The sequence below is a fragment of the Citrobacter amalonaticus genome (genome assembly GCF_002918555.1).
Lineage (GTDB): Bacteria > Pseudomonadota > Gammaproteobacteria > Enterobacterales > Enterobacteriaceae > Citrobacter_C > Citrobacter_C amalonaticus_A.
This window is the reverse complement of the sequence record NZ_PQMB01000003.1, coordinates 806,577-827,787: the sequence shown is the minus strand read 5'-3', so window position 1 is coordinate 827,787 and position 21,211 is coordinate 806,577. Positions and strand designations below refer to the sequence as shown.

Annotated in this window: 25 protein-coding genes; 16 read left to right on the top strand and 9 right to left on the bottom strand. The window is 53.3% G+C overall.

Annotation, left to right across the window (positions count from 1 at the left end; translation table 11 throughout):
- Positions 1–43 precede the first annotated feature (43 nt).
- The gene (gene ulaG, locus C3432_RS16690) at positions 44–1,108 is read right to left on the bottom strand and encodes an L-ascorbate 6-phosphate lactonase (protein ID WP_103777664.1); all 1,065 of its coding nucleotides are present in this window, start codon (positions 1,106–1,108) and stop codon (positions 44–46) included.
- A 364-nt stretch (positions 1,109–1,472) separates the two neighbouring features.
- Here ulaG and ulaA point away from each other — a divergent pair, with 364 nt between their 5' ends.
- The 6 genes from ulaA to C3432_RS16660 are packed head-to-tail and all read left to right on the top strand — an operon-like array spanning position 1,473 to position 5,881.
- Complete coding sequence (gene ulaA, locus C3432_RS16685) at positions 1,473–2,870, top strand: PTS ascorbate transporter subunit IIC (RefSeq protein WP_103777663.1); 1,398 nt, start codon at positions 1,473–1,475, stop codon at positions 2,868–2,870.
- Positions 2,871–2,885: 15 nt separating this feature from the next.
- Positions 2,886–3,191: a PTS ascorbate transporter subunit IIB gene (gene ulaB / locus C3432_RS16680; protein ID WP_103777662.1), complete on the top strand. Its 306-nt coding sequence runs from the start codon at positions 2,886–2,888 to the stop codon at positions 3,189–3,191.
- Positions 3,192–3,200: 9 nt separating this feature from the next.
- Positions 3,201–3,668, top strand: coding sequence for a PTS ascorbate transporter subunit IIA (ulaC, locus tag C3432_RS16675; protein ID WP_103777661.1), 468 nt, complete (start codon positions 3,201–3,203; stop codon positions 3,666–3,668).
- A gap of 12 nt (positions 3,669–3,680) precedes the next feature.
- A complete protein-coding gene (ulaD, locus tag C3432_RS16670) occupies positions 3,681–4,331 on the top strand; it encodes a 3-keto-L-gulonate-6-phosphate decarboxylase UlaD (protein WP_103777660.1) in 651 nt (216 codons plus the stop codon).
- Between the two features lie 9 nt (positions 4,332–4,340).
- Positions 4,341–5,195 (top strand): L-ribulose-5-phosphate 3-epimerase, encoded by an 855-nt coding sequence (locus tag C3432_RS16665; protein ID WP_103777659.1) that lies wholly within the window; start codon positions 4,341–4,343, stop codon positions 5,193–5,195.
- Complete coding sequence (locus C3432_RS16660; protein ID WP_103777658.1) at positions 5,195–5,881, top strand: L-ribulose-5-phosphate 4-epimerase; 687 nt, start codon at positions 5,195–5,197, stop codon at positions 5,879–5,881. Before C3432_RS16665 ends, C3432_RS16660 begins: the two co-directional genes overlap by 1 nt.
- Before the next feature lie 109 nt (positions 5,882–5,990).
- On the opposite strand, the gene yjfY is transcribed toward C3432_RS16660, so the two are convergent.
- A complete protein-coding gene (gene yjfY / locus C3432_RS16655; RefSeq protein WP_103777657.1) occupies positions 5,991–6,275 on the bottom strand; it encodes a DUF1471 family protein YjfY in 285 nt (94 codons plus the stop codon).
- Between the two features lie 301 nt (positions 6,276–6,576).
- Between yjfY and C3432_RS16650 the strand changes: the two genes are divergently transcribed.
- The 6 genes from C3432_RS16650 to C3432_RS16625 all read left to right on the top strand — a co-directional run bounded on the left by C3432_RS16650 (position 6,577) and on the right by C3432_RS16625 (position 10,022).
- Positions 6,577–7,341, top strand: a complete 765-nt coding sequence (locus C3432_RS16650) for a TSUP family transporter (protein ID WP_103777656.1) — start codon at positions 6,577–6,579, stop codon at positions 7,339–7,341.
- A gap of 159 nt (positions 7,342–7,500) precedes the next feature.
- Complete coding sequence (rpsF, locus tag C3432_RS16645; protein WP_044181355.1) at positions 7,501–7,896, top strand: 30S ribosomal protein S6; 396 nt, start codon at positions 7,501–7,503, stop codon at positions 7,894–7,896.
- Between the two features lie 6 nt (positions 7,897–7,902).
- Positions 7,903–8,217, top strand: a complete 315-nt coding sequence (priB, locus tag C3432_RS16640; RefSeq protein ID WP_012134407.1) for a primosomal replication protein N — start codon at positions 7,903–7,905, stop codon at positions 8,215–8,217.
- Positions 8,218–8,221: 4 nt separating this feature from the next.
- Positions 8,222–8,449 (top strand): 30S ribosomal protein S18, encoded by a 228-nt coding sequence (gene rpsR / locus C3432_RS16635; RefSeq protein WP_000135199.1) that lies wholly within the window; start codon positions 8,222–8,224, stop codon positions 8,447–8,449.
- Positions 8,450–8,490: 41 nt separating this feature from the next.
- On the top strand, positions 8,491–8,940 hold the full coding sequence (gene rplI, locus C3432_RS16630; RefSeq protein WP_012907347.1) for a 50S ribosomal protein L9: 450 nt from the start codon (positions 8,491–8,493) through the stop codon (positions 8,938–8,940).
- Positions 8,941–9,086: 146 nt separating this feature from the next.
- Positions 9,087–10,022, top strand: a complete 936-nt coding sequence (locus C3432_RS16625) for a DMT family transporter (RefSeq protein ID WP_103777655.1) — start codon at positions 9,087–9,089, stop codon at positions 10,020–10,022.
- Between the two features lie 46 nt (positions 10,023–10,068).
- On the opposite strand, the gene C3432_RS16620 is transcribed toward C3432_RS16625, so the two are convergent.
- Positions 10,069–10,719 carry an OapA family protein gene (locus C3432_RS16620; protein WP_103777654.1) on the bottom strand — a complete coding sequence of 217 codons (651 nt, stop codon included), beginning with the start codon at positions 10,717–10,719 and terminating at the stop codon, positions 10,069–10,071.
- A gap of 407 nt (positions 10,720–11,126) precedes the next feature.
- Here C3432_RS16620 and fklB point away from each other — a divergent pair, with 407 nt between their 5' ends.
- Both fklB and cycA read left to right on the top strand, forming a co-directional pair.
- Complete coding sequence (fklB, locus tag C3432_RS16615; protein WP_181012936.1) at positions 11,127–11,747, top strand: FKBP-type peptidyl-prolyl cis-trans isomerase; 621 nt, start codon at positions 11,127–11,129, stop codon at positions 11,745–11,747.
- 318 nt (positions 11,748–12,065) lie between these two features.
- Positions 12,066–13,478 (top strand): D-serine/D-alanine/glycine transporter, encoded by a 1,413-nt coding sequence (gene cycA, locus C3432_RS16610; RefSeq protein ID WP_103777653.1) that lies wholly within the window; start codon positions 12,066–12,068, stop codon positions 13,476–13,478.
- Between the two features lie 59 nt (positions 13,479–13,537).
- On the opposite strand, the gene ytfE is transcribed toward cycA, so the two are convergent.
- The 4 genes from ytfE to C3432_RS16590 all read right to left on the bottom strand — a co-directional run bounded on the left by ytfE (position 13,538) and on the right by C3432_RS16590 (position 17,084).
- A complete protein-coding gene (ytfE, locus tag C3432_RS16605) occupies positions 13,538–14,200 on the bottom strand; it encodes an iron-sulfur cluster repair protein YtfE (RefSeq protein ID WP_103777652.1) in 663 nt (220 codons plus the stop codon).
- 82 nt (positions 14,201–14,282) lie between these two features.
- Positions 14,283–15,254: a DMT family transporter gene (locus C3432_RS16600; protein WP_103777651.1), complete on the bottom strand. Its 972-nt coding sequence runs from the start codon at positions 15,252–15,254 to the stop codon at positions 14,283–14,285.
- A gap of 75 nt (positions 15,255–15,329) precedes the next feature.
- Positions 15,330–16,154 (bottom strand): AraC family transcriptional regulator, encoded by an 825-nt coding sequence (locus tag C3432_RS16595; protein WP_103777650.1) that lies wholly within the window; start codon positions 16,152–16,154, stop codon positions 15,330–15,332.
- An 81-nt stretch (positions 16,155–16,235) separates the two neighbouring features.
- Entirely contained in the window at positions 16,236–17,084 is an 849-nt protein-coding gene (locus tag C3432_RS16590; protein ID WP_103777649.1) for an SDR family oxidoreductase, read from the bottom strand.
- 90 nt (positions 17,085–17,174) lie between these two features.
- On the opposite strand from C3432_RS16590, the gene C3432_RS16585 reads away from it, so the two are divergent.
- On the top strand, positions 17,175–17,555 hold the full coding sequence (locus C3432_RS16585; protein ID WP_103777887.1) for a winged helix-turn-helix transcriptional regulator: 381 nt from the start codon (positions 17,175–17,177) through the stop codon (positions 17,553–17,555).
- Positions 17,556–17,598: 43 nt separating this feature from the next.
- Here C3432_RS16585 and C3432_RS16580 read toward each other — a convergent pair whose 3' ends face one another.
- Positions 17,599–19,542: a bifunctional 2',3'-cyclic-nucleotide 2'-phosphodiesterase/3'-nucleotidase gene (locus tag C3432_RS16580; RefSeq protein ID WP_103777648.1), complete on the bottom strand. Its 1,944-nt coding sequence runs from the start codon at positions 19,540–19,542 to the stop codon at positions 17,599–17,601.
- A gap of 188 nt (positions 19,543–19,730) precedes the next feature.
- Between C3432_RS16580 and cysQ the strand changes: the two genes are divergently transcribed.
- On the top strand, positions 19,731–20,471 hold the full coding sequence (gene cysQ, locus C3432_RS16575) for a 3'(2'),5'-bisphosphate nucleotidase CysQ (protein WP_103777647.1): 741 nt from the start codon (positions 19,731–19,733) through the stop codon (positions 20,469–20,471).
- Here the strand turns inward: cysQ and C3432_RS16570 are convergent.
- Positions 20,461–21,018 (bottom strand): YtfJ family protein, encoded by a 558-nt coding sequence (locus C3432_RS16570; protein WP_103777646.1) that lies wholly within the window; start codon positions 21,016–21,018, stop codon positions 20,461–20,463. The two genes, cysQ and C3432_RS16570, sit on opposite strands and share 11 nt — an antisense overlap.
- Between the last annotated feature and the right edge of the window lie 193 nt (positions 21,019–21,211).

The window sequence follows — 21,211 nt, the reverse complement described above, 5'->3', positions numbered from 1 at the left end:
TAAATGTCGAAAAAGTGCCGGGAAAAACCCGGCACTTTCAGGCTTACAGGAAGGATTTGAACGGTAAATCCGGCTCGATAGTGAAACAGTCATCAAAGCCGCGCGGATAGTGATATTCAAAGTTGTCTTTATCCAGAGGCCAGGTGAATTTCCCCCCAACCTGCCAGATAAAAGGCTTAAAGCCATATTTCAGACGATCTTTTTTCATCTCCCACAGTACGCGGATCTCCTGTGGATCGGCCTGGAAGTTTGACCAGATATCGTGGTGGAACGGAATGACCACTTTGGTGTTCAGCGCTTCTGCCATGCGCAGTATGTCGGCGCTGGTCATTTTATCGGTGATACCGCGAGGATTCTCACCATAAGAACCGAGTGCCACGTCAATCTGATACTCGTTGCCATGTTTTGCGTAGTAGTTGGAGTAGTGGGAGTCACCGCTGTGATATAGCGTACCGCCCGGCGTCCTGAACAGATAGTTAACCGCGCGTTCATCCATACCGTCCGGCAGGACGCCTGCGGCTTTTTGATCTGCCGGAAGTGTGATCAACGCAGTGCGGTCAAACGCATCAAGCGCATGAATTTCAATATCTTTTACCTTCACAACGTCGCCTGGTTTCACCACGATGCAGCGCTCTTTCGGTACGCCCCAGCCGATCCAGATGTCCACACAGGTTTGCGGTCCGATAAACGGTACGTCATCGGCACAGTTTTGCATCACCGCGGCCGCAACGTTGACGTCAATGTGATCGTTATGATCGTGAGTCGCCAGTACGGCATCGATCTGACGAATGGCGAAAGGATCGAGAACAAACGGCGTGGTACGCAGATTGGGCTGCAACTTTTTCACGCCCGCCATACGTTGCATCTGATGGCCGGTTTTCATCAGCGGATTACTGTGGCTCTGTTTACCCGTGCCGCACCAGAAATCAACGCAGACATTGGCGCCACCTTCAGATTTCAGCCAGATCCCGGTACAGCCAAGCCACCACATGGCAAAGGTGCCGGGTGCAACCTGTTCCTGTTCAATCTCCTCGTTCAGCCAGCTTCCCCATTCCGGGAAGGTGCTCAGGATCCATGATTCACGTGTGATGCTTTTTACTTTACTCATCGCCATTTCCCTTCATGTTTATTCAAATTGAATCATTTAGTGATTAGTTTTGATTAATACTGGCACTCTTTTTTCACGTTGGCAATGGTCTGTTTTTGAAGAAAACAATATGAGCGTAGCATTATCGTCATGAATTTGTGGGGTTTTATGCTTTAATTATGTTTTTATATGATTGATTTTGTTGTGTTTTATTATTTTCTTTTTCCGGGGGAGTTAAACCTTGTCCACTATCCGGGAATTATTTGCGTGTTACATCACATTTAATCAAATTCAATCTTGTTGTGATTACTTTTGAAAATTAGAGTGGGTGCACAACATCCGGGGCTCGTGGAAAGCCCGGCAACTTCGTCTACTGGAGATCGTTATGGAGATCCTCTACAACATCTTTACCGTGTTCTTTAACCAGGTAATGACCAATGCCCCGCTGTTGCTGGGTATCGTGACCTGTCTTGGCTATATCCTGTTGCGCAAAAGTGTCAGCGTTATTATCAAAGGCACTATCAAAACCATTATTGGTTTCATGTTGTTACAGGCGGGGTCAGGCATTCTGACCAGCACCTTCAAACCGGTGGTGGCGAAGATGTCCGAGGTCTACGGCATCAACGGTGCGATTTCCGATACCTACGCCTCGATGATGGCGACCATTGAACGCATGGGCGAGGCCTATAGCTGGGTCGGATATGCCGTGCTGTTGGCGCTGGCGCTGAATATCGGCTACGTCCTGCTGCGACGTATCACCGGCATTCGTACCATCATGTTGACCGGGCACATCATGTTCCAGCAGGCGGGGCTTATTGCGGTCTCTTTCTATATCTTTGGCTATCCGATGTGGACCACCATTATCTGCACGGCAATACTGGTTTCCCTGTACTGGGGCATCACCTCCAATATGATGTACAAACCGACCCAGGAAGTGACTGACGGTTGCGGTTTTTCTATTGGTCACCAGCAGCAGTTTGCGTCCTGGGTTGCGTATAAAATTGCGCCGTATCTGGGGAAAAAAGAAGAAAGCGTTGAAGACCTTAAGCTGCCGGGCTGGCTGAACATTTTCCATGACAACATCGTCTCCACGGCCATTGTGATGACGATTTTCTTCGGCGCGATTCTGCTCTCTTTTGGTATCGACACCGTGCAGGCGATGGCGGGTAAAACCCACTGGACTGTCTATATCCTGCAAACCGGTTTCTCTTTCGCCGTCGCCATTTTCATCATCACCCAGGGCGTGCGCATGTTCGTCGCCGAGCTTTCTGAAGCCTTTAACGGTATTTCCCAGCGTCTGATTCCCGGCGCCGTTCTGGCGATTGACTGTGCCGCGATTTATAGCTTCGCGCCAAACGCAGTGGTCTGGGGCTTTATGTGGGGCACCATCGGTCAGCTGATTGCCGTGGGTATCCTTGTGGGCTGCGGTTCTTCCATTCTGATCATTCCGGGTTTTATTCCGATGTTCTTCTCGAACGCCACCATCGGCGTCTTTGCCAACCACTTTGGCGGCTGGCGCGCTGCGCTCAAGATTTGTCTGGTGATGGGCATGATTGAAATCTTCGGCTGCGTCTGGGCGGTGAAACTCACGGGGATGAGCGCCTGGATGGGCATGGCGGACTGGTCAATTCTGGCGCCGCCGATGATGCAGGGCTTCGTATCCGTTGGTATCGCGTTTATGGCCGTTATGTTGATTATCGCGCTGGCTTATATGTTCTTCGCAGGACGCTCGTTGCGTGCTGAAGAAGACGCAGAAAAACAACTGGCAGAACACTCTGCTTAATAAGGAGTTTTGATTATGACCGTACGTATTCTGGCTGTGTGTGGCAACGGGCAAGGAAGTTCCATGATCATGAAGATGAAAGTGGATCAGTTTTTAACCCAGTCAAATATTGACCACACGGTAAACAGTTGCGCAGTGGGTGAATACAAAAGTGAGCTGAGCGGCGCGGACATCATTATCGCCTCCACCCATATCGCAGGCGAGATAAGCGTCTCCGGTAACAAATATGTGGTTGGCGTGCGCAACATGCTGTCGCCTGCGGATTTTGGTCCGAAACTGCTGGAGGTGATCAAAACGCATTTCCCGCAGGACGTGAAGTAAGGACGCCATATGAAATTACGTGATTCGCTGGCGCAAAACCATTCTATCTGCCTGCAGGCGGAAGCCGATACCTGGCAGGATGCGGTGAAAATTGGCGTCGATCTGCTGGTGGCCGCCGATGTGGTTGAGCCGCGCTACTATCAGGCCATTCTTGATGGCGTCGGGCAGTTTGGCCCCTATTTTGTGATTGCCCCTGGGCTGGCGATGCCGCACGGTCGTCCGGAAGAGGGGGTGAAGAAGACCGGTTTTGCGCTGGTGACGCTGAAGAGGCCGCTGGCGTTTAACCACGAAGATAACGACCCGGTTGATATCCTGATCACTATGGCGGCAGTCGACGCCAATACCCATCAGGAAGTGGGCATTATGCAGATCGTTAACTTGTTTGATGATGAAGCCAACTTCGACCGTTTACGCGCCTGCCGTACCGAGCAGGAAGTGCTGGATTTAATTGATCACGCCACGGCGGCGGCTGTTTAAGGGAGAATTGAGATGTCATTACCAATGTTGCAGGTCGCGCTGGATAACCAGACGATGGATAGTGCTTATGAGACGACCCGGCTGATCGCCGAAGAGGTCGATATTATCGAAGTGGGTACCATTCTGTGCGTTGGGGAAGGCGTGCGCGCCGTCCGCGATCTGAAAGCGCTTTATCCACATAAGATTGTACTGGCAGACGCCAAAATAGCTGATGCGGGTAAAATCCTCTCGCGTATGTGCTTTGAAGCCAATGCTGACTGGGTAACCGTGATCTGTTGTGCGGATATCAATACCGCCAAAGGTGCGCTGGACGTGGCGAAAGAGTTTAACGGCGATGTGCAGATCGAGCTGACCGGCTACTGGACATGGGAGCAGGCGCAGGAGTGGCGTGAAGCGGGCATTCAGCAGGTGGTGTATCACCGCAGCCGCGACGCACAGGCCGCAGGTGTGGCATGGGGTGAAGCGGATATCAGCGCTATCAAACGCCTTTCTGATATGGGCTTTAAGGTCACCGTCACCGGCGGCCTGGCGCTGGAGGACCTGCCGCTGTTCGCGGGGATCCCCGTTCACGTCTTTATTGCGGGCCGTAGTATTCGCGACGCCGCCTCCCCAGTGGAAGCCGCACGCCAGTTCAAACGTTCCATCGCCCAGTTATGGGGATAAGGCGCGGATATGCTGTCAAAACAGATCCCTCTTGGCATTTATGAAAAAGCGCTCCCCGCCGGGGCGTGCTGGCTGGAACGTTTGAATCTGGCGAAAGCGCTGGGTTTTGACTTTGTCGAAATGTCGGTTGATGAAACCGATGCGCGCCTTTCCCGTCTTGACTGGAGCCGTGAGGAGCGTTTAGCGCTGGTGAATGCGATCGCCGAAACCGGTGTCCGCGTGCCATCCATGTGCCTGAGTGCGCATCGTCGTTTCCCGCTGGGCAGCGAAGATGACGCCGTTCGCGAGCAGGGTCTGGAGATCATGCATAAAGCCATCAGGTTCGCGCAGGATGTGGGCATTCGCGTGATCCAGCTTGCGGGTTATGACGTTTACTATCAGCAGGCCAATAACGAGACGCGCTGTCGTTTTCGTGAAGGGTTGAAGGAGAGTGTCGGGATGGCAAGCCGCGCGCAGGTCACGCTGGCGATGGAGATCATGGATTACCCTCTGATGAACTCCATCAGCAAGGCGTTAGGGTACGCGCACTATCTGAATAACCCGTGGTTCCAGCTTTATCCTGATATTGGCAATTTGTCAGCGTGGGACAACGATGTGCAGATGGAACTACAGGCCGGAGTGGGGCATATCGTGGCGGTACATGTGAAAGACACCAGGCCGGGGGTGTTCAAGAATGTGCCATTTGGTGACGGTATTGTCGATTTCGAACGCTGTTTCGCGACGCTCAAACAGAGCGGGTATTGCGGGCCGTACCTGATTGAGATGTGGAGCGAAACGGCGGACGATCCGGCACTTGAGGTCGCGAAAGCGCGTGACTGGGTGAAAGCGCGCATGGCAAGCGCTGGCCTGTTGGAGGTGGCGTAATGCAAAAGCTTAAACAGCAGGTTTTCGACGCCAATATGGATTTGCCGCGCCACGGGCTGGTGACCTTTACCTGGGGCAATGCCAGCGCCATCGATCGTGAACGCGGGCTGGTGGTGATTAAACCCAGCGGTGTCGCCTATGAAACCATGACTGTGGATGACATGGTGGTGGTGGATATGGAAGGTAACGTTGTGGAGGGCGGCTATCGTCCTTCCACCGATACCGCTACGCACCTGGCGCTGTATCTGCGTTATCCGTCGCTTGGCGGTGTAGTGCATACCCACTCAACCCACGCGACGGCATGGGCGCAGGCGGGTCTGGCGATACCGGCGTTGGGCACGACGCACGCGGATTACTTTTTTGGCGATATTCCCTGTACCAGGGCGTTACGCGAAGCTGAAGTGGAGGCGGCATATGAGCTGAACACCGGAAAGGTGATCATTGAAACGTTAGGTGATGTGGAACCGCTGCATACGCCGGGTATTGTCGTGTATCAGCACGGTCCGTTTGCCTGGGGAAAAGATGCCCATGATGCGGTACACAACGCCGTAGTGATGGAAGAGGTTGCACGGATGGCGTGGATTGCGCGCGGCATTAATCCGGGTCTCCAGCCCATCGACGGTTATCTGATGAATAAACACTTTCTGCGTAAGCACGGCCCAAACGCCTGGTACGGACAGAAGTAAAGTATTTGCCCCGGACGCGTGCATCTTCGGATGGGCGTTTCCGGTCTGTCCGGGGCAATGTATGTTTCCTGATAAGGGCAAAAACCCCCAGGTCATGAGGGTAATCAAACTACGGCAGCTGGCGATAAATATCCGCGCTGGCGTGTATGTTGCCGTTGCTACCGGGTTCCCGAATCAGGATCACGTGGTAGTACTTTGCGCCTTGCCCATCGGCCTCTTCGTTCAGGGCCTGATCTGCTTCACTTTCAGTGGCGAAGTTATGATTAATATAAATAACGCCTAAGCTCTGCACATCATCCATGTTTCCGGCTTGTTGGTTGTTAATTTCAATGGCTGCCATCGCATTTGCACTTAGCAAAAGCCCGGCCAGAAGGATCAAAATACGGACTCGCATAGGTACCTCCTCGACTGCGGTCTCTGAGTGGCTGTCTCCCCTGTGAGTGGATAGCTTCTGATTTAATTTTAATCGCTGTCGGCGACATCGATAGCGACCATTTCTGATGCAGTTGTTCAAAAAATTACCGCATTCCATCCTTCTCGTTAATTTACAGCCAGCTGAGTCTTCTCGTTGTTATGAGACAACACCTGCTTTGTGGGCAAGAACTCTTACCGAATAGTCAATTTCACTGCCGGAATATGCCGTTTATAGTGAAACGCAGCATAAAGATAACTTTATGATAATAAGGCAAAAAGTGATGGATACTTCATTCATGGATTTCAGCTACTTTGCGATTATGTTTCTGGTCGCGTTGATAGCCGGTTTTATTAATGTGGTTTCGGGTGGCGGCGGGTTTTTGTCGATTGGCGCACTGCTGATTTCGGGTTTACCGCCCGCCAACGCGCTGGCGACCAATAAAATTCAGGCACTGGGCAGTTCGTTAACCTCCGGAATTTATTTTTTGCGTCGCGGTCATATCAACGTCCAGCAGCACAAATATGTCTTTTTATCCGCCTTTATCGGTTCGGCGTTAGGCACCACGCTTATTCAGTTTATTGAGCCTGAGCTGCTGAAAAAACTGTTGCCAGTACTCATTATTGCGGTTGCTCTCTATTTTATTTTTGCCCCCAATCTGAGTGAACCCAAAAAGAAGCAGCAGGTGTCGCTGTTTCTTTTTTCACTGGTTTGCGGTGGATGTGTGGGATTCTATGACGGATTCCTCGGAGCGGGAGCCGGTTCCTTTTATACCCTGAGCTACATTCTGCTTTGGGGATACAGTATTGATAAGGCGCAAATTCACTCTAATTTCATCAACCTTGCCTCCAATATTGCATCCATTCTGTTCTTTATATTTGGCGGTAAAATGATCTGGTCGCTGGGGCTGGTGATGTTTCTGGGGCAGTCGCTCGGGGCGCGTCTTGGCGCATCGGTGGTGCTGACGCGCGGCAAAAAGGTCATCAGGCCGATGATCGTGATGGTCTCAATCTGCATCAGCGTCAAAATGCTGTTGGATATGTATTGATGGCTTTCTGATAAATATCCGTACAATCACCTTGAGTTTACCGCCTGACGCCAGTATTATGACGCGTCAATTTTTCAGCCGACCTTTAACACGTTCCTTGCCTCCCCGGGCCTCGGCTGACCCAGACAGGAGGCTGAATAATCCGTAAGGAGCAATTCGATGCGTCATTACGAAATCGTTTTTATGGTCCATCCTGACCAGAGCGAACAGGTTCCGGGTATGATCGAGCGTTACTCTGCTGCCATCACTGGTGCAGAAGGCAAGATCCACCGTCTGGAAGACTGGGGCCGCCGTCAGCTGGCTTATCCGATCAACAAACTGCACAAAGCTCACTACGTTCTGCTGAACGTTGAAGCACCGCAGGAAGTGATCGATGAGCTGGAAACAACTTTCCGCTTCAACGATGCCGTTATCCGCAGCATGGTTATGCGTACTAAACACGCTGTTACTGAAGCATCTCCGATGGTTAAAGCGAAAGACGAGCGCCGTGAGCGTCGCGATGATTTCGCAAATGAAACCGCAGATGATGCAGATGCTGGGGATTCTGAAGAGTAATTTCTGATGACCAACCGTCTGGCGTTGTCCGGCACCGTGTGCAGGATGCCCCTTCGAAAGGTCAGTCCATCAGGAATTCCTCACTGCCAGTTCGTGCTTGAGCATCGTTCTGTGCAGGAGGAAGCCGGATTTCACCGGCAGGCGTGGTGCCAAATGCCCGTTATTGTTAGCGGACACGAAAACCAGGCCATTACTCACAGTATAACGGTCGGCAGCCGCATAACCGTTCAGGGGTTCATCTCTTGCCACAAGGCAAAGAACGGTCTGAGCAAAATGGTTCTGCATGCCGAGCAGATTGAATTGATAGATTCTGGAGACTAGCCATATGGCACGTTATTTCCGTCGTCGCAAGTTCTGCCGTTTCACCGCGGAAGGCGTTCAAGAGATCGACTATAAAGATATCGCTACGCTGAAAAACTACATCACCGAAAGCGGTAAGATTGTCCCAAGCCGTATCACCGGTACCCGTGCAAAATACCAGCGTCAGCTGGCTCGCGCTATCAAACGCGCTCGCTACCTGTCCCTGCTGCCGTACACTGATCGTCATCAGTAATCGGTCACGGTCCATTAATACGACTTTGAGAGGATAAGGTAATGCAAGTTATTCTGCTTGATAAAGTAGCAAACCTGGGTAGCCTGGGTGATCAGGTTAACGTTAAAGCGGGCTATGCTCGTAACTTCCTGGTCCCGCAGGGTAAAGCTGTTCCTGCTACCAAGAAAAACGTTGAGTACTTCGAAGCACGTCGCGCTGAACTGGAAGCTAAACTGGCTGACGTTCTGGCTGCTGCAAATGCACGCGCTGAGAAAATCAACGCTCTGGAAACCGTAACTATCGCGTCCAAAGCGGGCGACGAAGGTAAACTGTTCGGTTCCATCGGTACTCGCGACATCGCTGACGCTGTTACTGCGGCTGGCGTTGAAGTGGCTAAGAGCGAAGTTCGTCTGCCGAACGGCGTTCTGCGTACCACTGGTGAGCACGAAGTGAACTTCCAGGTTCACAGCGAAGTATTCGCTAAGCTGACCATTAACGTTGTTGCAGAATAAGTTTTTATTCTGACAGCCTCGTGAAAAACGCCGACCTCGTGTCGGCGTTTTGCTTTTATGACCCCTCTCCATTTTTCTCTCTGGCTATTCTTTACCCTTTTCAGGATAATCGTTAAAAATAAAACATAATTTCAAAGTGGTGATGAATGGATACCGCACACCCGCAGCCCCTGTTTGCCCGTAAAAATATTGTCTGGCTGAGCGCTGCGTTCTGCTGTCTGCTGTGGGGAAGCGCTTACCCGGCGATCAAGAGTGGTTACGAGATCTTCCAGATTGCGACGGATGATATCCCGTCCAAAATTGTCTTTGCCGGATATCGCTTCCTGTTTGCGGGATTGCTGCTGCTGGTGTTGGCGATACTGCAACGCAAGCCGATTGGCCGGTTAAGCTCGCGCCAGTTCGGTCAGCTGACGTTGCTGGGGTTGACCCAGACCTCGTTGCAGTACATCTTTTTCTACATTGGTCTGGCGTTCACCACCGGTGTGAAAGGCTCGATTATGAATGCGACAGGTACGTTCTTTAGCGTACTGCTGGCCCACTTCATCTATCAGAACGACAGGCTGAGCTATAACAAGACGCTGGGCTGTATTCTTGGCTTTGCCGGGGTGATGGTCGTGAACTTCAACAGCGGCCTGATGGATTTCAACTTTAGCCTGCTGGGCGATGGTTCGGTGGTGCTGGCGGCCTTTATCCTTTCTGCTGCGACCCTTTACGGCAAGCGGATCTCGCAGACGGTGGATCCGACGGTGATGACGGGTTACCAGCTTGGCATCGGTGGTCTGGCGCTGGTGATTGGCGGGTATCTCTTTGGCGGCTCGCTTACCGTCCACGGCCTCTTTTCCGTGGCAATTCTCGGTTATCTGACGTTGCTCTCATCGGTGGCTTTTGCGCTGTGGAGTATTTTGCTCAAGTACAATCGTGTGGGAATGATTGCGCCGTTTAATTTCCTGATCCCTGTCTCCGGCGCGGTGCTGTCGGCCATTTTCCTCGGAGAAAATATCCTGGAGTGGAAATACGCGCTGGCGCTGGTGCTGGTCTGCTCGGGGATCTGGTGGGTCAATAAGGTCAGTAAAATTCGCTAACTGCAGGCCGGGTGCACACCACTCAGGTTCCACCCGGCGTCAGGAATTAACGCGCACGCACAAAGCTGCCGTTCTGCTGACGGGTAAACAGAACCTGTTGGTTATCACCGGTATCAATGGTTAAACCGGTTACCACGCCATTCGCGTTCTGGCGAATCTGTACCATTTGACCATCTTTCAGATTACTGAGCGGCTTGCCTGCACCTTCAACCTGGGCCATTGCGTAAACGTCCGTTGGCGGCAGGCCGTGGTCGCGGAACAGCTGCGCCATTGTTTTACCCGACTCCACGCGATAAGAGCGCCACTGCTGCTCAATCCCGCTATCCTGCTGGAAAGGCTGGGTCTGGGGCTGAGATGGCTGCGTCTGCGGTTGTTCTTCTGGCTGGCCTTCCTGGACCGGTTCGGGTGTCACAGGAGCAACCTGATCCGGATCGTTTTGCGGAGGAACGAGCTGTGCCTGAAGCTGCGCTTCCGTCGGCGGCTGAGACTGTGACTGAAGATCGAGCTGGGCGTTGCGTGTGACAACGGGCGCATCGCGGGTATCGTTTGAAGGAAGCAGAAAGCCAGTCACCAGCACAATCGCGGCAATGATAATGCCCCGGCGATGCATTGGCGGCAGTGGGTCCATGATGCGAAAATTGTCCGGTGCATGCCAGATTTTCGCCAGGGTTGGTTTTAGTTCAAAGCGCCCGGGCATGGCTTTCCTCCTGCTCCGCGTTTCGTTCCTGAATCATAGAGTATATACACGTCATTCTTCAAACTGCCTCTTTATTGGCTTCCTTTACTTACCTCAGTCACTGACTTGTGTAAGCGTCAGGTAATTAATGAAGGACATCCTTGTTCCTCACTGAAGGCAGCCTTCAGCTGTTCAAATTCGTTCCAGACGAATTTGTCATTCAGTTGCCGCCTCGATGCTTCTCGAATGATTTTGTGTATAGATAGCAGCTATGATACTTGTCGTACTGTCCGCTTTCGTGACCTCACACGGATATCCTATTGTTTCTTTTTCCTCACGATTTGTCATCCTCCCCGCGACAAAGTTTTACCAGAAGAAGCATGGCTGCTATGCTGCCCGCTACTTTATATCCGATGAAAGGAAATACGATGGCAACCCCGACTTTTGACACTATCGAAGCGCAAGCAAGCTACGGCATTGGTTTGCAGGTAGGACAGCAGCTGAGCGAATCCGGTCTGGAAGGGCTGTTGCCTGAGGCGCTGGTTGCAGGTATTGCCGATGCGCTGGAAGGCAAACAACCGGCGGTGCCGGTTGATGTGGTGCACCGTGCGCTGCGTGAAATCCACGAACGTGCTGATGCAGTACGTCGCGAACGTTTTCAGGCAATGGCGGCTGAAGGCGTAAAATACCTGGAAGAGAACCGCGAAAAAGAGGGTGTTAACAGCACCGAATCCGGTCTGCAGTTCCGCGTTCTGACTCAGGGCGAAGGCGCAATCCCGGCGCGCACCGACCGCGTACGCGTCCACTACACCGGTAAACTGATTGATGGCACCGTATTCGACAGCTCCGTTGCGCGCGGCGAACCGGCTGAATTCCCGGTTAACGGCGTGATCCCTGGCTGGATTGAAGCGCTGACCCTGATGCCGGTCGGTTCAAAATGGGAGCTGACTATCCCTCAGGAACTGGCTTATGGCGAACGTGGCGCGGGTGCGTCCATCCCTCCGTTCAGCACCCTGGTGTTTGACGTTGAGCTGCTGGAAATTCTGTAAGCAGTGACTTCTGTTCCCCTCCTCACCGGGGGGAGCAGGAAACGCGCAATAACACCTTAATTACGACGAATGTTGGTATTTTATCTTGCAAATGCAGTTGTTGCGTGTATTTTTGTGAGCTAATTCGCGTTACCAGAGTGATATGACACTCATTTTAAACATATAATTAACATTACATTTAATTCTTAGTATTCATCCCGCCGAATCTTACCTAATATCGATGAGTCCTGATAACAGGATCGTCGTAACATCATTGCACGACAGACAACGAAAGGCCGCAGAGCCCGAACAACACAGACAGGTACAGGAAGAATAAACATGGTAGATCAGGTTAAAGTCGCGGCCGACGAACAGGCTCCGGCTGAACAGTCGCTACGGCGCAATCTCACAAATCGGCATATTCAGCTTATCGCTATTGGCGGCGCCATCGGCACGGGTTTGTTTATGGGCTCCGGTAAAACCATCAGCCTCGCTGGGCCATCGATCATTTTTGTCTACATGATTATCGGTTTCATGCTCTTTTTCGTGATGCGGGCAATGGGGGAATTGCTGCTCTCGAATCTGGAATACAAATCTTTTAGTGATTTTGCCTCTGACCTGCTCGGTCCGTGGGCGGGATACTTTACCGGCTGGACCTACTGGTTCTGCTGGGTGGTTACCGGGATGGCGGACGTCGTCGCGATTACTGCCTATGCCCAGTTCTGGTTCCCCGGTCTCTCCGACTGGGTGGCCTCGCTGGCGGTGGTGATTCTGTTGCTGAGCCTGAACCTTGCTACCGTTAAAATGTTCGGTGAGATGGAGTTCTGGTTTGCAATGATTAAGATCGTCGCTATCGTGGCGCTGATTGTGGTTGGCCTGGTGATGGTGATGATGCACTTCAAATCACCCACGGGCGTGGAAGCCTCGTTCACCCATCTGTGGAATGACGGCGGCTGGTTCCCGAAAGGCTTAAGCGGCTTCTTTGCCGGCTTCCAGATAGCAGTGTTCGCGTTTGTGGGGATTGAGCTGGTCGGCACGACGGCAGCAGAAACCAAAGATCCGGAAAAATCGCTGCCGCGTGCGATCAACTCGATTCCGATCCGTATCATCATGTTTTACGTCTTCGCACTGATCATTATCATGTCAGTGACGCCGTGGGGCTCGGTGGTACCGGCCAGGAGTCCGTTCGTTGAGCTGTTCGTGCTGGTGGGGCTGCCTGCCGCGGCCAGTCTGATTAACTTTGTGGTGCTGACCTCTGCGGCTTCTTCCGCCAACAGTGGTGTGTTCTCTACAAGCCGTATGCTGTTCGGCCTGGCGCAGGAGGGCGTGGCGCCAAAGGCGTTCGCTAAGCTCTCTAAGCGTGCCGTACCGGCGAAAGGGCTGACTTTCTCCTGCATCTGCCTGCTGGGTGGCGTAGTGATGCTGTACGTGAATCCAAGCGTGATTGGCGCGTTCACCATGATTACCACGGTGTCGGCGATTCTGTTCATGTTCGTCTGGACCATCATCCTGTGCTCATATCTGGTGTACCGCAAACAGCGTCCGCACCTGCATGAGAAATCCATCTACAAAATGCCGTTGGGCAAACTGATGTGCTGGGTGTGCATGGCGTTTTTCGCCTTCGTGCTGGTACTGCTGACGCTGGAAGATGATACCCGTCAGGCGTTGCTCGTGACGCCGCTGTGGTTTATCGCGCTGGGTCTGGGCTGGCTGTTTATCGGCAAGAAGCGTATGGCTGATCTGCGTAAATAAAAAAGAGCCGCAATGCGGCTCAATACTCTATGAATCAGGGCGCTTTCGGGCGCCTTTATTTATTCCCCTGCAAGGGCGCGTGGAAACAATACATTGTTTTCCAGGCTGATATGTTCCATCAGGTCATCGATCATTTCGTTGATGCCGTTGTACAGCGCTTTCCAGGTGGTGCAGGCTTCGGGCGGGATGGTGACGTTGTGCGTGGTGTGTTTGATCACCTCCAGCAATTCTCCGGCCTCTTCATGCTCGCTTTCCATCACGCCGATCGGGCCCGTTGCGTGGTTGCCCATACCCTGCTTAATCATCGGGAACAGGATCTGCTCCTCTTTCATCATGTGGCTGGAAAGCTCTTCATGCAGCATGGTCAGATACTTTGCGAGACCTTTTGGTACGTTGGGTTTGTCGGCGTGTACGCGTTCAACTTTAGTTGCCTGCAGGATCAGTTCCGGCAGCTGCTCACGGTGCCTGTCGTGATAACGCACGATGATATGGTCGATGATTTCGGCAAGTTTAGCGGTTCGCCAGTCTTTCTCTGCCGGCTGTTCAGCCAGCTGTGCAAGCTGAGCCTCAAGAGCTTCAACATCCAGCGCCTTACGAGCGGCGGCACGCGCCAGCGTCTGCTTACCGCCGCAGCAGTAATCCATATCGTACTTACGAAACAGGGCAGAAGCGCGGGGGACAGAGAGCGCCAGTTCACCTAAAGGTTGATCGCGATAAGCCATAGCCGTTACCTCATTCTCAATAGTTTAAGTTGCATTTTAAATGCAACTTAAGGTCAGGGGAATACCCCTTTAGGATACCAGGCTATTTTTCCTCACTGGCCCACTCGTGTAGTGCGGGCTTTTCCAGTTTCGCTCTGACCGCCACGACGACGCCGACAACCAGCAAAGCAATACCGCTTATCGTCAGCAGCGGCGGCATCTCCTGACGCAGAATAAAGGTGTACAGCAAACCAGCCAGCGTTTCGAACACGATCAGCGGTCCCAGGATGACCGTCGGCAGTTTCTGACTGGCGATGTTCCAGCATAATGCCCCGACCCATGAGCACAGCACCGCAATCGCCACCATCAGCCCGATAAAAACCGCAGGATGCGGGCCGAAGGGGAGGGAAAAATCGGGTGTCTGTTTATGCAGCCAGGCACAGGCGGCCACGTATCCCAGCAGTGACACCGGTAGCGTGACCAGCGCCTGGGCCGTTGCCCACATCATCGGATGTTTGTCCGGGTTCTCCCGCAGCCAGCGGGCATTTCGCAGTGCATACCACGCCCAGCACACCACGGAAATGAGCGCCAGAACAATTCCTGAGCCATAGCGCCAGCCGTTAAAATCGGGCTGCTCCTGGCTAAGCTCCGCAATATTGACGCACAGCAACCCGATACCAATCAGCACCAGGGCAGGAGCTAAACGCCACCAGGAGAGCTTGCCATCGCGATGGCTATAGAGCAGGTTAGCAAAGACCGGGATCACAACGGGCAACGTGCCAATGATCATGGTCGAGACGGGCGCACCGGTACGCTGAATCGCACTGGCGAGGCAGACGTAGTAAATCAGGTTACCCATCATCGTCAGCGCCAGCGCGGTTACCCAGTCCTGGCGCGACAGTTGCCGCAGACGCCTGCGCCCCAGCCACGCCAGGGGCAGGGCGATCAGCCCCAGGGTCAGATAGCGGCCCATCGACTGCAGGACTGCCGGATATTCCGGCACGATCAACGGCCCGACAAAGATCAGCCCCCACATCAGCCCTGCCAGCAGGGCATACAACACACCGCTAATCATTTTTACATCCATACATTTTAACGTTGCGAAGAGTGTAGGCAGGGAAAACGAGGGTGTATTGTATGAGATTGCTGATCAACGTCTGGCGACTTGTTTCTGATAGCGCACAGGCGTAATACCGTAGCGATGAGTAAACGCGCGAGTGAGGTGCGACTGGTCGGTCAGGCCGGTGGCGGCGGCAACTTCTGCGGCGGGCATACCGAGGGTGAGAAACGCCTTCGCTCGCCAGAGGCGAATCGCCATCAGCATCTGATGCGGCGTCACGTGAAAATGGGCTTTGAATTGACGCTGAAAATGCCAGGGGCTGAGCGATGCGACCTGCGCCAGTTCGTCAAGGGTCACCGGGTGCATATAGTTGTCGTGCAGATAGTCGCGTACCCGTTCAAAACGGTGCGAGCCTTCCTGCAACGTGGGGGCATGACGCGCCAGCGGCTGGAAGGTTTCGATCAAATCCAGCAGCAATCCTTTTTGCGCCAGCGGATCGTCGGTGTGCCACAGGCCGTGGATCAGCGAGCAGATCTGGCGTGAGCGCTGAGGATCGTGGCGTGTGACTTCCTGAAACCACCAGTGACGGATCCCGGTAACCTCTTCCAGCAGATCGGGCTCCAGGTAGACCATCCGGTAGCGCCAGCCGTCGGCGGTTTCCGCTTCACCGGTATGCAGCTCGTCAGGGTTCATGGTAACGACAGAATTCGCCGGGGCAACGTACTGCGTGCCGCGATAGCGAAAGCGCTCGGCACCGGCTTCTATGGCGCCAATGCCAAACGCTTCATGGGTGTGAGGCTCAAAGGCGTAACGTGAGATATGCGCATGGTACAGTTCAACACCGGGCACCTGCGCCAGATGGCGAAAGCGGGCGCTGTCTTTCTCATCAGTAAACTGCTCAGGTACACCTTGCACGTTATCTCTCCCCACGAACCGTTCTGTCATTATCAGAGAGGATGCGTGGGGATGCCACCATAATTAACGATTTTTTAACACTTACAGGATGCCTTTGACGCTTTCGGCGAGCGTGGTTGTCGGTCGACCAAGCAGTTTGCTCAGGGTATGGCTGTCATCGAACAGACCGCCCTGGGAGGCGCCGACGTCAGAATCGGCCAGCATATCCGCCAGACCCGCAGGTAAACCCACGCCTTTCAGCGCAGCAGCAAAGTCAGCCTGGCTCAGGTTCTGATAGACGACATTTTTCCCGCTCTGTTTTGTCAGTTCCGCCGCCAGCTGGCTCAGTGTCCAGGCTTCATCGCCAGCCAGTTCATACACTTTACCGACATGCCCCTCTTCGCCGATCACCCGAGCGGCGGCGGCGGCATAGTCTCCGCGGGTGGCTGAGGCAATTTTTCCTTCACCCGCCGCACCGATAAAGACGCCGTGTTCAAGCGCGGCAGGCGCACTCGCCAGGTAGTTTTCGCTGTACCAGCCGTTGCGCAGCAGGGTGTAAGGAATACCGGAATCTGCCAGCATCTGCTCGGTGGCCACATGCTCATCAGCCAGCCCCAGCGGGGAACGATCGGCGTGCAGCAGACTGGTGTAGGCGATGAACTTCACACTGGCGGCCTTCGCCGCGTTGATCACATTACGATGCTGTGTGGCACGTTGTCCCACTTCACTTGATGAAATCAGCAGCAGTTTGTCGATACCTTGTAAAGCCGTGGTGAAGGCGGCTTCATCGCTGTAATCCGCCTGGCGCACGGTAACGCCCAGCTGGCTTAAAGCGGTTGCCTTCGTCGGGTTACGGACAATCGCCACTACCTGACTGGCAGGAACGGTTTTCAGCAGGTTTTCAATAACGTGGTGGCCCAGTTGGCCAGTTGCACCGGTAATCGCAATCATGGGGAAACTCCTTAATGTGTCGCTTGTGTTTATTTAAGCTAGCACTTAAACTTACTTTTAGTAAGTACGCACAAAAAGGTAAGTATGAAAATGACCACTTCGACGCTTTCCCGGCAGCTACGCGACGGTAATTTGTTTGCCGAGCAGTGTCCGTCCCGCGAGGTGCTGAAACATGTGACCAGCCGCTGGGGCGTATTGATTCTGGTGGCGCTACGTGACGGGACGCATCGCTTCAGCGATTTACGCCGCAAAATGGGCGGCGTGAGTGAGAAGATGCTGGCGCAGTCTTTACAGGCGCTGGAGCAAGATGGATTTATTAACCGGGTGTCATTTCCGGTGGTGCCACCGCACGTGGAGTACAGCCTGACCGGGCTGGGTGAGCAAGTGAGTGATAAAGTTGCGGCACTGGCGGACTGGATAGAACTTAATTTGCCGCATGTGCTGGCACAGCGGAAAGATCGCGCGGCGTAAGTTTTTGTCGGATGGCGCAATCACCGCCATCCGACACTCCGTGTTACTGACTTAAATCCACCTGATAAATCGCAAATCCGATATCGTCGGTGGCGACTTTCTGCATGGGGTATTGTCCCTTCTCTTTGATAAACGCGGCGGCCTTATCGGTGGGTGAGGTTTCAAAGCGGATATCAAGCTTCTTATCGCTGTGAAGCGGCGCCAGACGCCAGTTGTTATCCGCCGCCGGGTGAATTTCCCCTGCACGTTTCGACTCCGCACTAATCCAGGCGGCAAGCACGGAACGGTTTTCATCCGGGGAAGCGAAGGCGATATGGTCGTCGCCGGTACCGGCAAACTTACCGCCGTAGGCGCGATAATTGTTGGTCGCCACCAGGAACATCGCCTCTGGATCGACAGGTTTGCCGTTGAAGGTCAGATTTTTGATACGTTCCGCTTTTGGGTTCACCGTCTGGCATTCGCCGTCATAGCGGGCCGGCTGCGAAACATCAATCTGGTAGTTTACGCCGTCAATCACATCAAAGTTATAGGTGCGGAAATCGTCCCAGTTGATAAGCGACTGCGGCTTATCGCTGTGCACATCAATCTGGTTAAACTGCCCGGCGGAACACTCCAGCCACTCTTTCACCTCTTTTCCACTGGCTTTCACAACCACCAGCGTATTGGGGTAGAGATACAGATCGGCTGCGTTACGGAAGGTGAGCTGTCCTTTTTCTACCTCAACAAAACTGGCCGGATCGTTCTTACGTCCGCCAACTTTAAACGGCGCTGCGGCAGAAAGCACCGGCAGTTTCGCCAGATCGGGATCGCCCTGAATGAAGTGCTCGACGTAGGCTTTCTGCGCGTTATTCACCACCTGTACCGTGGGATCGTCCTGTACCAGCGCCAGGTAGCTGTACATGTTGTCGGCTGACTTCCCGATGGGTTTGCTGACGAATTCACGGGTGGCGTCGTGGTCGGCTTTCAGGATATCCACCAGTTTTTTATCTTCCGTGGCCAGCGATTTTTTCGCCGCGGCGTCATAAATCGGGCGCGCCTGCGCTTTCGCCTGCGTGACCTGCCATTTACCGCTGTCGTTGTTGAGCACCAGATCAACCACGCCCAGATGATCGCCCCACATGCCCGGCATTACAGCCGGCACGCCGTTGAGCGTTCCTTTGTTGATGTCGGCGCCTTTAATATTGGCAAAATCTTTACCCGGGAAAACGGCGTGTGCGTGACCAAACATAATGGCATCCACGCCGGGAACTTCGCTGAGGTAATAAACAGAGTTCTCCGCCATGCTCTGGTACGGATCGGCAGAAAGCCCCGAGTGGGCGATAACCACCACCACGTCAGCCCCTTTCTCCCGCATCTCCGGCACATATTGACGCGCCGTTTCGGTAATGTCGTTTACGGTCACTTTGCCGCTGAGGTTAGCTTTATCCCAGGTCATGATCTGGGGCGGAACGAAACCGATGTAGCCAATTTTGAGCGTCTGCTTATTGCCTTCCGTATCGACGACCTCTGTATCTTTAATCAGATAGGGCGTAAACAGCGGCTTTTTGGTCTTAACGTCGATGATATTGGCGTTAACGTAGGGGAACTTCGCCCCAGCCAGCGCTTTATGCAGAAACGCCAGACCATAATTGAACTCATGGTTACCGAGGTTGCCCACGGCGTAATCCAGCGTGTTCAGTGCCTTATAGACGGGATGGATCTCCCCCTCTTTAAGCCCTTTGGCCGCCATGTAGTCGCCCAGAGGGCTACCCTGGATCAGATCGCCGTTATCAACCAGCACACTGTTTTTCACCTCATCCCGGGCGGCGTTGATTAAACTTGCGGTGCGTACCAGTCCGAATTTTTCAGTCGCGGTATCTTTGTAATAATCGAAATCCATCATGTTGCTATGCAAATCAGTGGTTTCCATTATACGGAGATCGACGGTCGCGGCATTCACGCTGGCCGCAATCAGCGTAGCCAGAAGCGTTGCACTAAACTTAATCATCAGGGGCATCCTTTTAAGATCTAAGCCACAAAAGAAAATGTATATATGTTTTCTTGCTTACAGAACTGTGAATCATGCCATGAATTTATCCGCCAAAACCGCAGACGCTATCACAGTTGGCGGATCCTCCAACGATCGGGTATAAGTAAAACAACGAGTTAACACCACTGCCATAAACGAGGTGGAGAATGTTAGAACATGTATGCCAGCTTGCACGGAACGCGGGCGATGCCATTATGCAGGTCTATGATGGAGCCAAACCGATGGAGTTCGCCCGCAAGCAGGACGATTCTCCGGTCACCGCAGCAGATATTGCCGCTCATACCGTGATTCTCGAAGGGCTACAGGCGCTGACGCCGGATATTCCGGTTTTGTCTGAAGAGGATCCTCCGGGCTGGGATGTACGCCAGCACTGGCAGCGTTACTGGCTGGTGGATCCGCTGGACGGGACCAAAGAGTTCATCAAGCGCAACGGGGAGTTCACCGTCAACATTGCGCTGATCGACAAAGGTAAGCCGGTGCTGGGCGTGGTGTATGCGCCGGTGATGAAGGTGATGTACAGCGCGGCAGAGGGCAAGGCCTGGAAAGAAGAGTGTGGGGTGCGTAAGCAGATTCAGGTGCGCGACGCGCGTCCTCCGCTGGTGGTGATCAGCCGCTCGCATACCGACAACGAACTGAAAGAATATTTACAGCAGCTTGGCGAACATCAGACGACGTCGATAGGTTCTTCGCTGAAGTTTTGCCTGGTGGCGGAAGGTCATGCGCAGCTGTACCCGCGCTTTGGGCCAACTAACGTATGGGATACCGCCGCAGGCCATGCGGTCGCTGCGGCTGCCGGGGCGCATGTTCATGACTGGCAAGGGAAATCGCTGGATTACACCCCGCGTGAATCGTTCCTTAACCCCGGCTTCCGGGTCGCTATTTACTGAGCAGCTTGTGCAGCAGGGCGATGACCTGCTGCACCTCTTCCTGAGTTAGCGCACCATCTTTTGCCCATTGTACGCGCCCGTCTTTATCAAGGATGACGATGGCTGAACTCTCTTCATCCAGCTGCCAGGCTTTACGCGCCACGCCGTTACTGTCGACGATAAACTGCGACCACGGATAGAGTTTCTTGTTACTCTCAAGACTACTCCGCACAAACATGCCGGAGCCGGGGATCGCGTCATCGGTATTAACGATAGTGGTGGTCTGGTATCGGTCATGCGGTAGTTTTGCCGATTTGATCGCTTCAATCAGGGTGGCATTTTTCTCTTTAGCGGAAGTACGCCCGGCAATGTGCTGTAACACCCGCACCTTTCCGGGGAGCTGTGCGCTGTTCCAGCTTTTGTAGCTAAACGTATCATTATCCAGAATCAATTCACCGCGATCGGCTATCCCGACGGGTGGCACGCGTTCGTTGGTTTCGAAACGATGTGCGGAGGCCATCATCGGCAGCAGCAGGCACGCCAGCGCCATAAGTTTACGTAAGGTCATGGTGTTTCCTTCTTATTGTTTGCAGGTGATCCGACCACTTAGGCCCGACATTTAATCATATGTGCGAATGATGCTTTTTCACGCAAGCGCAATGCCAGTTTGCGGTGCGGCGCACAAATCCTGCGTAAAACGAAGGCTTATACTGGATTCACGGCTTCAATGTTTAGATTACTCTGAATAATTGTAATCATAC